Genomic DNA, 13083 nt, shown 5'->3' with positions numbered 1-13083 from the left:
GGGTCCGGGCTCGACTATCGCTGATGCGCGGCCCCGGCCCAGAACGCCTCCAGCCGGGGTCAAGCAGCGGCGGAAACGCTGGCGGGCATGGACGTTCACACCGGATCGCTGGCCTTGTCCGCGTTGCTGAGCGGCGTCGTCTCCGGCGTCTTCGCCGGGATCGTGCTCAGCGTGCTGCCGACCCTGCGCGCACTCCCGCCGGGCGACTACGTGCGGCTGCACGCGATGCTGGGCCGCGGCTTCCACCCCACCATGCCCCTGCTCGTGACGGTGCTCCTCGCCGCGCAAATAGCCGTGCTGTGCACCGACCCCGGCGTGCCTGCCGCGCTCGTCGTGGCCGGGGTCGCGGGCGTGCAGGTCGTTTCGCACTTCGGCAACGTGCCGCTCAACCGGATCGCGCGCACGACGCAGCCGGACGCGATCGGCCCGGAATGGGCGGATCCGCGTCCGGCTTGGGCGCGCTGGCACTACGTGCGTACGACGCTCGCGCTCGCCTGCTGCGCGACCGATCTCGTCCTGCTGCTCTGAACCGCCTCGGCGACCCGGTCCAGCTGGGCCGGGTCCGCGTCGCAGGGGAACAGCAGCAGCTCGTCGCACCCCGCCGCCGCGTACGTCCCGAGCACCTCGGCGAGTTTGTCCTCGTCGGTGACGGCGTGCTCCAGAACCCGGGAAACGGCGGGCCCGAAGTACGAGTAGTAGTCCGACAGATAGGCCTCGGCCTTCGCCGCCGCGCCCGGGCCCAGGCAGAAGTAGGTCAGCGCGACCATCCTCGGCCGTCCGGCCCGGCCTGATTCCTGCCACGCCGAAGTCGCGGCCGCCACCCGGTCCTGGTACGCCCGCACCGAACTGCCGCCCGCGATCCAGCCGTCCCCGCGCCGGGCGAACCGGCGCAGCGCCGCCGCAGAATGCCCGCCTACCAAAACCTCCAGCCCGGCGGGCAGCTGCTCGAGCACCTCGTCGAGCAACCGCCCGCGCCGGTGGTAGTCCACTCCGGACACCTCGAAATCGTCCGGGCGCCCGCCCGCGGCGACGCCGAGGGTCACCCGGTCGCCGGCCAGCCGCACGAGCGAGTCGAGCTGTTTGGCCAGCAGAGCCGCGTTCCCCCGGTACGCCGCGAGCAGGACGCTGAAGGTGAGCCGGACCCGGCTGGTCGCCCCCGCCGCGGCGGCGAGGGCGACCACGGGTTCGAGATTGTCGTACACCAGCCGGTCGAGCACGGCCACGCTGCTGAACCCGTGCTCCTCCGCACCCCGTGCCCAGTCGAGCGCGGCCGGACCGCGCCCGCCGGGCACCGTCGTCGGCAATCCGATGCCGATGTCCACGACCGCCTCCCTCAGGGCTTCACGGCGATCACCAGGGTGTCGAGGTACCCCAGCCGCCGCGTCTCGATCTCGGCGAAGCCCGCCTCGGCGCACCACGCCTCGCACTCGCTCGCTTCGTACTCGCGGCCGTGCTCGGTGGTGAACAGCATGTGCAGGCTGACGATCAGCTTGAACTGGCGCAGTTCGTCGTCGAGCATGACGTCGTAGATCGCCAGCCGCCCGCCCGAGGGCAGCGCGTCGTAGGCCTTGCGCACCAGCGTGCGGCACTCCTCGTCGCCCCAGTCGTGCAGCACGTGCCCGATCACCAGCACGTCCGCGCTCGGCAGGTCGTCGGCGAAGAAGTCGCCGCCGACGAACGACACCCGGTCGCTCACCCCGCGCCGCCGCATGTGGTCGGCGAACGGCTTGCCCATCGCGGGCAGGTCGAACACCGTGCCGGTCAGCCCGGGGAACTCGCTGACCAGCGAAGCCAGCACGTTGCCGCGCGCGCCGCCGATGTCGGCGACGGTGCGGACGTCGCTCCAGTCCAGCGCCTTCGCCAGCGCTGGCGAGACCAGCGCGTTCATCGCGTCCATCATGTCGAGGAACCGCAGCACCTGCTCGGGCACCTCGGTCACTTCGTCGAACGGGTTGCCCTTGCGCTTGCCGACCTGCGGCTCGCCGCTGACCAGCGCCTCGGGCAGTTTGCCCCAGGCTCCGTAGAGCACCTCGTCGGCGCGGCTGAGGAAGCCGCCGACGTAGCCGGGCTCGCCGGGGACGAGGTACCGGCGGACGGCGGCGCTGGTCGCCAGCCCGTCCTCGGTCTCCCGAAGCAGGCCCAGTTCGACGAGCACGCCGAAGAACGCGTGGGCGGGCCGCGGGTGCAGGCCCAGTTTCTCGCGCAGCTCCTCCTCGGCGAGCGCGCCGTCGCCGAGCAGCGGGAACACCCCGAGTTTCAGCGCGCTCAGCACGACCTGCGCCTCGGCGAACCGGGTGCCCAGCGCGAGCAGCTGGACGGGGTTGGTCGGGGCGGAGTTGTCCGTCCGCGTGGTCACCATCGCTCACCTTCCGGTCTGTCTGACAGTCGGCACAGCTCATCGCGGCGCGCTCAAGCCCGGCTCGAAAACGGTCCGCTTGAGCGCGCCTTGAGGGCGACAAGCGAAAGTACTTCCAGAACGGAAGCACTTCAGGGAGGGGACCGCGTGGGGGCCACCGACGTCGAAATCCGCTTGTTCGGCACCACGGAGATCATTTCCGGGACCGGGGCGCAGCGGGTCAGCTCGCCCAAGCTGCGCACCATGCTGGGCCTGCTGCTGATCTCCCCCGGGTCGGTGAGCGCGGTCGACGCGCTGGTCGCCGAGGTGTGGCGGACCCCGCCGAAGAACGCGCTCGCCACCGTGCAGACCTACCTGTACCAGCTGCGCCGCCACCTCGACGGCGTCGTGCCCGGCGGATCGCGGCACCTGGTCACCCACCCGGCGCGCTACCAGGCGGTGTTCCCCGCCGAGGCGGTGGACGTCCTGCGCTTCCAATCGCTGGCCGCGGCCGGTCTGCAAGCGCTTTCCGCGGACCAGCCGGAAGAAGCCGACGAATTGCTCAGCGAGGCGCTGCGGCTGTGGCGCGGCGAGCCGTTCGCGGACATCCCGCTCGGACCCGGTCTCACCGCGGCCGCGATCCGCCTGCGCGAACTGCGCGACCTCGTCGAAATCTCCCGGATCGACGCCGCCGTCCTCAGCGGCAGGCACGCCGAGATGGTGCCGGTGCTCGAACGGCTCCTGGTCTCCCAGCCGCTGCACGAGGGGTTCGCCGCGCGGCTGATGGTGGCCTACGCGAAGTCCGGTCGCGCGGACCGGGCGGCGAGGCTGTACGAACGGCTCGGCGCGCGCCTCGACGAGGAGCTCGGACTGCCGCCGATGCCGAGGCTGCAACGCCTGCGCGACATGCTGGCCGCCCCGCAATTGCTTCCGGATTGGGAGTTGTTGCGCATCGACGAGCGCCCCGGCCAGACCGGCGTCATCATGACCGATCACCTGTACACGCAGCCGATTTCGCTCAGCGGGCGCGCGGGCGAGATCACCATGCTGTCGGAATGGCTCGTCCCCGGCGAGAAATGCGCGCCCGGTCCGCGGATCGCGGCCGTGCACGGGCCGACCGGGGCCGGGAAAACGGCGGTGTGCCTGTCGGTCGCGCGCGGGATCCAGCATCATTTCCCGGACGGCCTGCTCGTGCTGGACCTCGGCAGCTGCCGGAGCGCGCCCGAGCTGATCCGCGAGATCCTCGGCAGAGCGGGAGTCCGCACCGACGATCTGGCCGGCGACGAACTCGTGGCGTGCTACCGCTCGTGGGCGGCGACCCAGCGGTTCCTGCTGGTGCTCGACAACGCGCGGAGCCTCGACCAGGTGCTGCCGCTCGTGCCCACGTGCGAGGAGGCCGGGCTGCTGGTGAACGGCCCGATCCGGCTCGGCGGCCTGCTCGGCACGCGCAGTGTCACGCTCGACGCGCTCGGCGAGGCGGACACGATCGTCGCGCTGCGCCGGTGTCTCGGCGAACGCTGGGCGGCGGAATCGCCGGACGCGGTGCGCGAGGTCGCGCGGTCCTGCCACGGTTTGCCGCTCACGGTGCAAGCCGCCGCGCAGATCGCCCGCAACCGAGGGCTCGGCGCCCGCGAGCTCGCCGCGCTGCTGGCCGACGAAAAGACGCGCTGGCGGGAACTCGACGCCGCCGTGCCGCGGATCGCCGACCAGCTCGCCCGGTGCTGGGCGCAGCTCGACGACGACGCCCGGCGGGCCTGGTGCGTGCTCGCCGCGCTGCCGGACCGGTTCGGCGTCGCCGACGCCGCCCGCGTCCTGGACGTGCCGCCTGCCGAGGCCGCCGCGCTGCTCGGCAGGCTGCGGGAAGTGTCGGTGCTGCGCGACTACCCCGACTCCCGGTACTCGCTCTACGACCTGGCTCGCGGGAGGGTCGCGTGCGCGTCCTTTTCGTGAACTCGGCTCTGGCCTCGCACCTGTTCCCGATGGTGCCGCTGGCGTCGGCCCTGCGCGAGGCCGGGCACGAGGTCGAATTCGCCGTGCCGCCCGACGTCGCGTGGGAGGCCCACCGGGTCGGGCCCGCGACCGAGCACGACCGGGTGTTCGCCAGGGTCCTGCGCACTCCGGCCGGGCCGAAACCGGGGGTGCCCCGGGTGCTGGGCCTGTTCGCCGAGGCGGCGTCGGCGATGGCGGCGGACCTGACGGCGCTGCTCGAGCGGCGGCGGCCGGACCTCGTGGTGTTCGAGCCGATGGCGCTGGCCGCGCCGCTGGCCGCCCGGCGTGCCGGGATCCCGTCGGTCCGCTTCCGCTTCGGCCCGGATCTCCTGGAGCGGTTTTTCCCGCAGCTGCTGGACAATCTGCCCCCGGCACTGGTCGCGGACGCCGGGCCGGACGCACTCGCGGGCGGGCTCACGCTCGATCCGTGCCCCGCCGGGCTCGGCTCGCCGTCCGTCGCGCCGGTCTGGCCGATCCGCTACACCCCGGCCTGGCCCGGCGACGGCGACGCGCCGGGCGGCCGCGGTTTCCGGGTGTGCGTTTCCTGGGGCAGCACGCTGTTCCGGGTCGCGCCGGACCGGTTCCTCGCCGGGGACGCGGCCCGGGCCGTGGCTCCCGAAGCGGACACGGTGTTCGTCGTCGTGCGCCGCGAGCAGGTCGACGCGCTGGGGCCATTGCCGCCCAACGTCGTCGTCCTGCCGGATGTGCCGCTGCACCGCGTGCTCGCGCACAGCGACCTGCTGGTCGGGCACGGCGGAGCCGGGACCATCCTGACCGGGGCCGCGGCCGGGCTGCCGCAGCTGCATCTGCCCCAGCTGCCAGACCACAAGTTCCACGCCGCGGCCTTGGCCGCGACGGGAGCCGGGCAGGTGGTGGCGTCGGTCGGCGAACTGGCTGTGCGGCCGGAACTGCCTGCGGCGCGGGAACTCGCGGCCGCGATCGCCGCCGCTCCGGCACCGGACGAGACGGCGGCGAAGCTGGCGGTGCGAGCATGAAAATCGCGGTGCTCGGGTGCGCGTCGATCGCGAACCGGCTCGGTCCGGTGCTGCGCGCGGATCCGGCGTTCGAGCTGACGGCCGTGGTCAGCCGGACCGCCGGACGAGCGGCCGAATTCGCGCGGAAGTTCGAGTGCGAGGCGATCACCGGGTACGAACGGCTGCTGTGCCGCGACGACATCGAAGCCGTCTACGTGCCGCTGCCGACCGGCCTGCACTTCGACTGGATCCGGGCCTGCCTCTCCGCGGGCAAGCACGTGCTCGCCGAGAAATCGCTCACCACGAGCGCGAGCCGGACCCTTGAGCTGGTCCGGCTCGCCGAGAAGAAGTCGTTGGTGCTGCTGGAGAACTTCGGGTTCCTGCACCACCGGATGCACGACGACGTCCGGCGTCGCGTCGCCGACGGGCTGATCGGCGACCTGCGCGCGTTCGAGGCCGAATTTGCCTTCCTGCCGCGCGCCGCGGACGACATCCGCTATCAGCGCGACCTCGGCGGCGGGGTGCTGCTCGACGCCGGTGCCTACACCGTTCGCTGCGCACAATTCTGGCTGGGCTCCGAACTCGACGTCATTGGCGCGTTCGCCGGGATCGACAACGAAACCGGCGTCGATGTGCGCGGCAGCGCGATGCTGGTCGGCGCGGAGGCGGTCCCGGCGCAGCTGAGCTACGGCTTCGACCATTCCTACCGCTGCCACTACACGCTCTGGGGCACGCGCGGCTCGCTGCGCGTCGACCGCGCGTTCACCGCGCCCGCCGGCTTCGCGCCCCGGTTCTTGTTCGAACGCGACGGCGAGACCGAAGAGATCACCGGCCCTTCCGACGACCGTTTCGCCGCGATAGCACGGCATTTCGCCCGGCTGATCGATGGAACCGAGGACCCGGCGGCGGAGTACGCCGCCGCGGTGCGGCAGGCCGAACTGCTCGAAGACATCACCAGGACCGCATACCAGCTCGGGTGCGCTCCGCTGCACCCGAAACACTGAGGAGATCCCGAATGCGCGTGCTGTTCGCGTCGTGGGCGTGGCCGTCCCACTATTTCCCGTTGGTGCCCTTGGGCTGGGGGCTGCTCGCGGAAGGCCACGAGGTGCGCGTCGCGAGCCAGCCCGCGCTGATGCCCGCGGTCACCGCGTCCGGCCTCGCCGGGGTCCCAGTCGGCACGGACCTGGACTTCGCCGCGCTCATGCGCAAGCCGATGGAGGGCGTCGGCGCCGCGCGGATGTCCCGGGAATTCTGGCGGGAACTGGCTGCCCGCAAGACTGCCGAAGCGATGGCCACCTTCGTCACGCTCGCCGAGAACATGCTCGACGACCTGCTCGCGCAGTGCCGCGCGTGGCGGCCCGACCTCATCGTGCACGACACGACGACCTACGCCGCGCCGATCGCCGCCGCGCTGCTCGGCATTCCCGCGGTGCGCCACACCTGGGGCCCCGACCTGATGGCCCGCTTCGACACCTCCGGCCTGGGCGATCTCCTTGCCCGCCATGGCCTCTCCCAGGACGACCTCGCCGCGAGGACGACCGTCGACCCGTGCCCGCCGAGCATGCAGATCGACTCGCCGCTGCACCGGACCTGGCTGCGCTACACCCCCTACAACGGCCCGGCCCGGGCACCGCGGTGGACGTGGGAGCGGCGCGGCGATCGGCCACTGGTCTGCATCACCATGGGAACGACGAGCGGGAAACTCGGCGGCGAGGACCGGCCGCTGCCGCTGAAGATCGTCGACGCACTGTCCGATGTGGACGTCGTGCTGGCGGTGTCGGAGGCGGAGCGGGCGGCGCTGGGGACGCTGCCGCCGAACGTCCGCACCGAGGTGATGATTCCGCTGCACGTCGTGCTGCCGCACTGCGATCTGCTGGTCCAGCGCGGCGGCGGCTGCACGACGATGACCGGGCTGACCTACGGGGTGCCGCAGCTGGTGGTGCCGTACCTGCCGGACCACGCGTTCAACGGACGCCAGTTCGCGGCGACCGGAGCCGGCCTGATGCTGCCCGACGGCGAAACGACCCCGTCGTCGCTGCGCGAATCGCTCGACCGGCTGCTGAACGAAAAGACGTTCGCGGCGAAGGCCACCGAGGTCCAGGCGGAGATGGCGGCTCAGCCGTCCACCGCCGAGGTCGTCGGGGAACTCGAGAGCCTGGTGTGCTGAGCCGGTTGCCCGGCACGCGTTTCGGAACCGCGCGAAAGGCTGCCGGACGGTTCGTCGTCCGGCAGCCCAGCGGCGTCAGCGACGCGGTGGCCCAGTCACCACGCCAGCACTTCCGACCCCCGCAAGAGACAGCCCGACGGCCCGTCGTCCGGCAGCGCGGCCGCGTCGGCGATGTCCGCGGCGGCCTCCTCGGGCAACCGCTGGCCTTTCGGCATCATGTCCGTCCGCGTCGTGCCCGGATTGACCGCGTTCACCAAGACGCCGTCCGCGCGGTGCGCCGCGGCGAGAAGCACCGTCAGCGCGTTCAACGAGGTCTTGGACATCGAGTAAGCCGGGATCGCGGGTGCGAGGCCGTTGGCGAAACACCCCGTCCCGCTCGACACGAACACGACCCGTCCCCAGCCCCGCTCGGCCATGCCGGGCACGAACGCCTGGCACACCCGCCACGCCCCCAGCACGTTGACCTCCCACGTGCGCGCGACGTCCGCCAGCGGCACGGTCGCCGCGGACGCACCCCGGTCGAGCAGGATCCCGGCGTTCGGCACCAGTACGTCGACCGGTCCGGCTTCCGCCGCGCACTTGTCCACAGAAGACTGCGAGGTCACGTCGAGCTGCAGCGCGGTGCAGCCGGTTTCGGCCGCCGCCGCTCGGGCGTCGTCGAGAGAGCGAGCGGTGAGCAGCACTTCGTAGCCGCGCGAGCGCAGTTCGGCGCAGACGGCTTTGCCGATCCCCCGGTTTCCGCCGGTGACCAGCGCCCGGCGCACAGATGCAGATGCCATGGGCCGACCCCAGTACACCGGCCTCGAGCCGCGCTCGCGGCCCGGCCGCATGAGCGCTTCCCCGGTCCCGCTCTACCGGGCCGGGGCACGCTGGCGGCAGACCCGGCCGTTTCCCGGAGGTAGCATGACGCAGCTAGCCGATCCACTGGTCTTCCCGTTCGCGGCGGAGACCCCGCTCGACCCGCCCGCCGAGTTCGCGCGGCTGCGCGAGCAGGACCCGGTCGCCCGGATCACCCTGCCGACCGGCCACGAAGCCCGGCTGCTCACCCGGTACGCGGACGTGCGCTACGCCTTGTCCGCCAAGGAGTTCAGCCGCGAGGCGATCACCAAGCCCGGCGCCCCGACGGTGTTTCCGCTCGCCTCGGGCTCGAAGTCGATCTTCGTGATGGACCCGCCGGAGCACACGCGGCTGCGCAAGCTGGTGGCGAAGCCGTTCAGCCCCGCCGCGACCGCGCGGGTGGAAGCGGAGATCGCCCGCCGCGCCGACGAGCTGCTCGACCGGCTGGCCGCGAAGGGCCCCGGCGCGGACCTCGTCTCCGGGCTGGCCAAGGCATTGCCGATCTCGGTGATCTGCGCGCTGCTCGGCGTCCCGGAGTCCGATGTGGACTCCTTCGGCGCGTGGACCGACGCGATGCTGGACTTCGGCGCGGGCTCGCGCGAGCGCGTTGAAGAGGCGACCGGGAACCTGACGCGGTATCTCACCGAACTCGTCGAAGCGAAACGCGAGCACCCTGAACCGGATCTGCTCACCGACCTGGTGCGGGCGCACGACGAGGGCGACCGGCTGAGCACGGCCGAGCTGATCGCGTTCGGCTACACCCTCCTCGGCGCGGGCTACCACGCCACCGCGGCGGAGATCGTCCACGGTTTCCTGAATCTGCAACGCCATCCGGAGCAGGCGGAGCTGCTCCGCACCGACCCCGGCATCGACGCCACTGCCGCCGACGAACTGGTGCGCTACTCCCAGACCGGCGGACTGGGCTCGCTGCGCATCGCGACCGCGGACGTCGAATTGTCCGGCGTCGTCGTGCGGGCCGGAGAAGCCGTGCTGCCTTCGATCAACGCGGCGAACCGCGACCCCGAGGTCTTTCCCGGACCGGACGCACTCGACCTGCGGCGCACCCCGAACCGGCACCTCGCCTTCGGGCACGGGCCGCACAACTGCCTCGGCGCGCTGCTCGGCCGGGTCGAGGTGCGCCGCGCGCTCGGCGGGCTGCACCGGCGGTTCCCCGGGGTGCGCGCGACCGTCGCCGAATCCGAGCTCGTGTGGGGTCGCGGCGCGTTCCGCCTGCCCGCCGAACTCCCGATTTCCTGGAGCTGACATGACAGCAGTGGTGCTCGGCGGAACCGGTTTCCTCGGCGGGCACGTCTGCCGCGCGCTGGCAGCCGCGGGCCGCCCGGTGGTGGTGGTCAGCAGAAGGCGGCTGCCCGGCGTCGTCCAAGTCGCGCACGACGAGCGGGCGTACGACGAGCTGACGGCGTTGTTCGCGCGGCTGCGGCCGGAGGTGGTGGTCAACGCGTCCGGCATGGCCTGGGCCCCGATCCCCGACCCGGAGAAATCGGTGAACTGCTCGCTGGCGGCGGCGACCGCGGAAGCGGCCCGCGACACCGGGGTGCCCCGGCTCGTGCATTTCGGCTCGTCCCACGAGTACGCGCCCGCTCCGCACGGCTCGGCGCTGCCGGAGGACTTCGAGACCGGCCCGCGCACGCCTTACGGCACAAGCAAATTCCTCGGCACTCAAGCGGTGCTGAAAGTCGCGAGCGACGGAGTGGACGCGGTCGTGCTGCGCGTGTTCAACGCGTTCGGGCCCGGCGTGCCCGAGCCGAGCCTGCTCGGCCAGACTGTGCGCCGGCTGCGTGCCGGAGAACGAGTCATCGAGCTGCGGCAGCCGTTGCAGTACCGCGATTTCGTCGACGCCAGGGACGTCGCGAGCGCGGTGACCGCGGCGGCGGGTGCGCCGCCCGGCGCCTTCGCGGGCGGGACCGTCCTCAACGTCGGCCGCGGCGAGGGTCTCTGCACCCGCGACGTGGTCGACGGGCTCATCGAAGCCAGCGGGCTCGACGCCCGGACCGTGCTGACCGACGCCGACGGCGGGAGCCGCGTCGCCGGGCTCGACTGGCAGTGCGCGGACACGACCCGGATCGGCGCGATGCTGGGCTGGAAGCCCGCGATCGGCATCAGCGCCACTCTGGCGGACCTGTGGGAATCAGCTGAACGGGGAGACTCGGATGACCGATGACGTCAAGGCCTCGATTCTCGAGGGCGTCCGGAAACTGCACGACAGCCGGGCGGCTCCGGGCTTCGTCCCCGGCCGGACGCCGATCCTGCCCTCGGGCGCGGTGCTCGACGCCGACGACCGGGCCGCGCTCGTGGAGGCGGCCGCCGAACTGCGGATCGCCGCCGGAGTGGACTCGCGGAAGTTCGAGCGGAAGTTCGCGAAGTACCTCGGCCTGCGCAAAGCGCACCTGACGAACTCGGGCTCGTCGGCGAACCTGCTGGCGCTGTCCGCGTTCACCGCGCCCGAGCTGGGCGACCGGCGGATGCGGCCGGGCGACGAGGTGATCACGGTCGCGGCCGGATTCCCGACCACGGTGAACCCGATCGTGCAGAACGGGCTCGTCCCGGTGTTCGTCGACGTCGACCTGCCGACGTACAACACCACCGCCGAGCGGGTCGCGGCCGCGATCGGGCCGCGCACGCGGGGCATCGCGCTCGCGCACGCGCTGGGCAACCCGTTCGAGGCCGCGGAAATCGCGGAACTGGCGAAGGAACACGGCCTGTGGTTCCTGGAGGACAACTGCGACGCGGTGGGATCGCTCTACCGCGGCCAGCTCACCGGGACGTTCGGCCACTTCAGCACGGTGAGCTTCTACCCGGCGCACCACCTCACGATGGGCGAGGGCGGCTGCGTGCTGACCGCGGATCTTTCGCTGGCCCGGCTCGTCGAGTCCTATCGGGACTGGGGCCGCGACTGCTGGTGCGAACCGGGCGAGGACGACCGCTGCCAGAAGCGGTTCGGCTGGTCGCTCGGCACGCTCCCGGACGGCTACGACCACAAGTACACGTTCTCGCACGTCGGCTACAACCTGAAATCGACCGACCTGCAGAGCGCGCTCGGCCTGTCCCAGCTGGCCAAACTGGACGAGTTCGGCAGGCTCCGGCGGGCGAACTGGCAGCGGCTGCGCACCGAGCTGGACGGGCTGCCCGGCCTGATCCTGCCGGAGCCGACGCCGGGCAGCGACCCCAGCTGGTTCGGGTTCGTCATCACCGTTTCGCCGGACGCCGACTTCAGCCGCCGGGATCTCCAGCTGTACTTGGAAAAACGGCGGATCGGCACGCGGCTTCTGTTCAGCGGCAACCTCACCCGGCACCCGGCGTACCAGGACGTCGAGTACCGGGTGCACGGAACGCTGGAGAACTCGGACGTGGTGGCCAGCCAGACGTTCTGGATCGGCGTGTACCCCGGGATCACCGACGAGATGATCGACTACATGGTGTCGTCGATCCGGGAGTTCGTCGCGCACGGCCGGTGAACCGACGGGCCGTCGCCAGGCACTACGCCCGGCGACGGCCCGTCCGCGCGGAGAACGTCAAACGAGTGCTTCCAGTTTCGCGGCGACTTCCGCCGGGGACGGCAGGCTCTCGCTTTCCTCGCGCAGTTTCGCCGCTGCCTGCCGGAATTCCGGCTCAGTGAGCACGCGTTCGATGTCGGCGGCCACCTCGTCGATCTCCGCTGTCGCCGGATGCACGACGCCCGCGCCGGTGCCCGCCAGCTGGCGACCGTTGAACATCAGATCCGGCATGTTCGGCAGCACGACTTGCGGCACGCCCTCGCTCATCGCGGTCATGAGCGTCCCGGAACCGCCGTGGTGGACGACCAGGTCGCAGGTTTGCAGCAACGCCTGCAGCGGCACCGGATCCACCACGGACACATTCGGCGGGAGACCGCCGAGACTCTCCTTCGCGGTCGTCGGCACCACGACGTCGATCGGGAGCCGGGCGATCGCGTGCAGCAGGCCGGCGAGATCCAGACCGCGGGAGACGCCCAGTTCGGACTGCGAAAGCCCCCACGTGACACAGACCCGGGGCCGCTCCGCCGGCGTGAGCCATTCGGGGATCGTGCCGCCGCCGTTGTAGGGCACGTATCGCATCGGCTGGTAGCCAGTGGCGCGGTCGATCTGCAGGCGCGGCGGGCACGGGTCGATCGTGAGATCGCCGTTGACGCCCAAGGTCTCCAGTCCGTGGCGGGCCAGCAGATCGGCGAACAGCTCGGTCTCGATGCTCGGCAGGTCGGCGGTGAAGTCCGGAGCCCACAGGTGCCGGATCGCCGGGACGCCGAGCAGTTGCCCGAGCAGCGGCCCGGCGAAGGTGGTCGGCTCGAACAGAATCAGATCCGGCCGCCACTGCCTGCCGAACGCGAGGGCGTCGTCGGCCATCACCTCGGCCAGCGTGAGGAAGTGCCCGAGGCCTTTGCGGGCTCGCAGCAGCACTTTCGCCTCCGCGGAATCGGCATCCCAGCGGCTCGGCAGCGCTTCGGTGGAGTTGGCTTTGGCCCCGAGATTGGCGCGCAGCAGCTCGGCGACGTCGACGTCGTGCCCGGCCGGGGTCATGGTCAGCCCGGACTCGGTGACCGTGCCGGCGAACCCCGGCTGGCTGAGCACCCGCACCTCGTGCCCCGCCGCGCGCAGCGCCCAGCCGAGCGGCACCAGCGAGAAATAGTGGGACCGGCCCGCCCAGGACATCAGCAGCACTTTCATCGTGAACTCCCCTGGTTTCGTGAGAACGCGTCCATCGTCGGCGCTGCGGCTCGATTCCGGCTGAGCGGTTGTCCAACGCGG

12 protein-coding genes are annotated in these 13083 nt (G+C 71.9%); 8 read left to right on the top strand and 4 right to left on the bottom strand.

Going from position 1 to position 13083, the window contains the following annotated elements; all coding sequences use genetic code 11:
* Window positions 1-87: 87 nt before the first annotated feature.
* The gene (locus ACZ63D_RS21260; RefSeq protein WP_465356044.1) at window positions 88-528 is read left to right on the top strand and encodes an anthrone oxygenase family protein; all 441 of its coding nucleotides are present in this window, start codon (window positions 88-90) and stop codon (window positions 526-528) included.
* On the opposite strand, the gene ACZ63D_RS21255 is transcribed toward ACZ63D_RS21260, so the two are convergent.
* The gene (locus tag ACZ63D_RS21255; RefSeq protein ID WP_465356043.1) at window positions 468-1322 is read right to left on the bottom strand and encodes an LLM class flavin-dependent oxidoreductase; all 855 of its coding nucleotides are present in this window, start codon (window positions 1320-1322) and stop codon (window positions 468-470) included. The two genes, ACZ63D_RS21260 and ACZ63D_RS21255, sit on opposite strands and share 61 nt — an antisense overlap.
* Before the next feature lie 11 nt (window positions 1323-1333).
* Window positions 1334-2356: a methyltransferase gene (locus ACZ63D_RS21250; protein ID WP_465356042.1), complete on the bottom strand. Its 1023-nt coding sequence runs from the start codon at window positions 2354-2356 to the stop codon at window positions 1334-1336.
* Between the two features lie 147 nt (window positions 2357-2503).
* On the opposite strand from ACZ63D_RS21250, the gene ACZ63D_RS21245 reads away from it, so the two are divergent.
* From ACZ63D_RS21245 to ACZ63D_RS21230, 4 genes are read left to right on the top strand one after another with little or no spacing between them, the layout of a single operon-like run.
* Window positions 2504-4285, top strand: coding sequence for an AfsR/SARP family transcriptional regulator (locus tag ACZ63D_RS21245; protein ID WP_465356041.1), 1782 nt, complete (start codon window positions 2504-2506; stop codon window positions 4283-4285).
* The gene (locus tag ACZ63D_RS21240) at window positions 4267-5319 is read left to right on the top strand and encodes a nucleotide disphospho-sugar-binding domain-containing protein (protein WP_465356040.1); all 1053 of its coding nucleotides are present in this window, start codon (window positions 4267-4269) and stop codon (window positions 5317-5319) included. Before ACZ63D_RS21245 ends, ACZ63D_RS21240 begins: the two co-directional genes overlap by 19 nt.
* Window positions 5316-6302: a Gfo/Idh/MocA family protein gene (locus ACZ63D_RS21235; RefSeq protein WP_465356039.1), complete on the top strand. Its 987-nt coding sequence runs from the start codon at window positions 5316-5318 to the stop codon at window positions 6300-6302. Before ACZ63D_RS21240 ends, ACZ63D_RS21235 begins: the two co-directional genes overlap by 4 nt.
* An 11-nt stretch (window positions 6303-6313) precedes the next feature.
* The gene (locus ACZ63D_RS21230; RefSeq protein ID WP_465356038.1) at window positions 6314-7465 is read left to right on the top strand and encodes a nucleotide disphospho-sugar-binding domain-containing protein; all 1152 of its coding nucleotides are present in this window, start codon (window positions 6314-6316) and stop codon (window positions 7463-7465) included.
* 95 nt (window positions 7466-7560) lie between these two features.
* Here the strand turns inward: ACZ63D_RS21230 and ACZ63D_RS21225 are convergent, their stop codons facing one another.
* Window positions 7561-8244: an SDR family NAD(P)-dependent oxidoreductase gene (locus ACZ63D_RS21225; protein WP_465356037.1), complete on the bottom strand. Its 684-nt coding sequence runs from the start codon at window positions 8242-8244 to the stop codon at window positions 7561-7563.
* 124 nt (window positions 8245-8368) lie between these two features.
* Here ACZ63D_RS21225 and ACZ63D_RS21220 point away from each other — a divergent pair, with 124 nt between their 5' ends.
* Genes ACZ63D_RS21220 through rfbH form a run of 3 tightly spaced genes read left to right on the top strand, consistent with a single transcriptional unit; the run spans window position 8369 to window position 11778 of the window.
* A complete protein-coding gene (locus ACZ63D_RS21220) occupies window positions 8369-9565 on the top strand; it encodes a cytochrome P450 (RefSeq protein WP_465356036.1) in 1197 nt (398 codons plus the stop codon).
* A 1-nt stretch (window position 9566) separates the two neighbouring features.
* The gene (locus ACZ63D_RS21215) at window positions 9567-10484 is read left to right on the top strand and encodes an NAD-dependent epimerase/dehydratase family protein (RefSeq protein ID WP_465356035.1); all 918 of its coding nucleotides are present in this window, start codon (window positions 9567-9569) and stop codon (window positions 10482-10484) included.
* Window positions 10474-11778 (top strand): lipopolysaccharide biosynthesis protein RfbH, encoded by a 1305-nt coding sequence (gene rfbH, locus ACZ63D_RS21210; protein ID WP_465356034.1) that lies wholly within the window; start codon window positions 10474-10476, stop codon window positions 11776-11778. Before ACZ63D_RS21215 ends, rfbH begins: the two co-directional genes overlap by 11 nt.
* Before the next feature lie 57 nt (window positions 11779-11835).
* Here rfbH and ACZ63D_RS21205 read toward each other — a convergent pair whose 3' ends face one another.
* The gene (locus ACZ63D_RS21205; protein WP_465356033.1) at window positions 11836-13002 is read right to left on the bottom strand and encodes a nucleotide disphospho-sugar-binding domain-containing protein; all 1167 of its coding nucleotides are present in this window, start codon (window positions 13000-13002) and stop codon (window positions 11836-11838) included.
* Between the last annotated feature and the right edge of the window lie 81 nt (window positions 13003-13083).

The organism is Amycolatopsis sp. NPDC104775 (genome assembly GCF_055583325.1).
Note: the sequence above shows the minus strand (reverse complement) of the source record. Positions and strands in the feature narration are given on the sequence as shown.

What these genes read in the sequence shown, in the direction of transcription:
- ACZ63D_RS21260 (WP_465356044.1), top strand. Translation starts at nt 88, where the DNA reads ATGGACGTTCACACCGGATCGCTGGCCTTGTCCGCGTTGCTGAGCGGC.
- ACZ63D_RS21235 (WP_465356039.1), top strand. Translation starts at nt 5,316, where the DNA reads ATGAAAATCGCGGTGCTCGGGTGCGCGTCGATCGCGAACCGGCTCGGT.
- ACZ63D_RS21230 (WP_465356038.1), top strand. Translation starts at nt 6,314, where the DNA reads ATGCGCGTGCTGTTCGCGTCGTGGGCGTGGCCGTCCCACTATTTCCCG.
- ACZ63D_RS21225 (WP_465356037.1), bottom strand. Translation starts at nt 8,244, where the DNA reads ATGGCATCTGCATCTGTGCGCCGGGCGCTGGTCACCGGCGGAAACCGG.
- ACZ63D_RS21220 (WP_465356036.1), top strand. Translation starts at nt 8,369, where the DNA reads ATGACGCAGCTAGCCGATCCACTGGTCTTCCCGTTCGCGGCGGAGACC.
- ACZ63D_RS21215 (WP_465356035.1), top strand. Translation starts at nt 9,567, where the DNA reads ATGACAGCAGTGGTGCTCGGCGGAACCGGTTTCCTCGGCGGGCACGTC.
- rfbH (WP_465356034.1), top strand. Translation starts at nt 10,474, where the DNA reads ATGACCGATGACGTCAAGGCCTCGATTCTCGAGGGCGTCCGGAAACTG.
- ACZ63D_RS21205 (WP_465356033.1), bottom strand. Translation starts at nt 13,002, where the DNA reads ATGAAAGTGCTGCTGATGTCCTGGGCGGGCCGGTCCCACTATTTCTCG.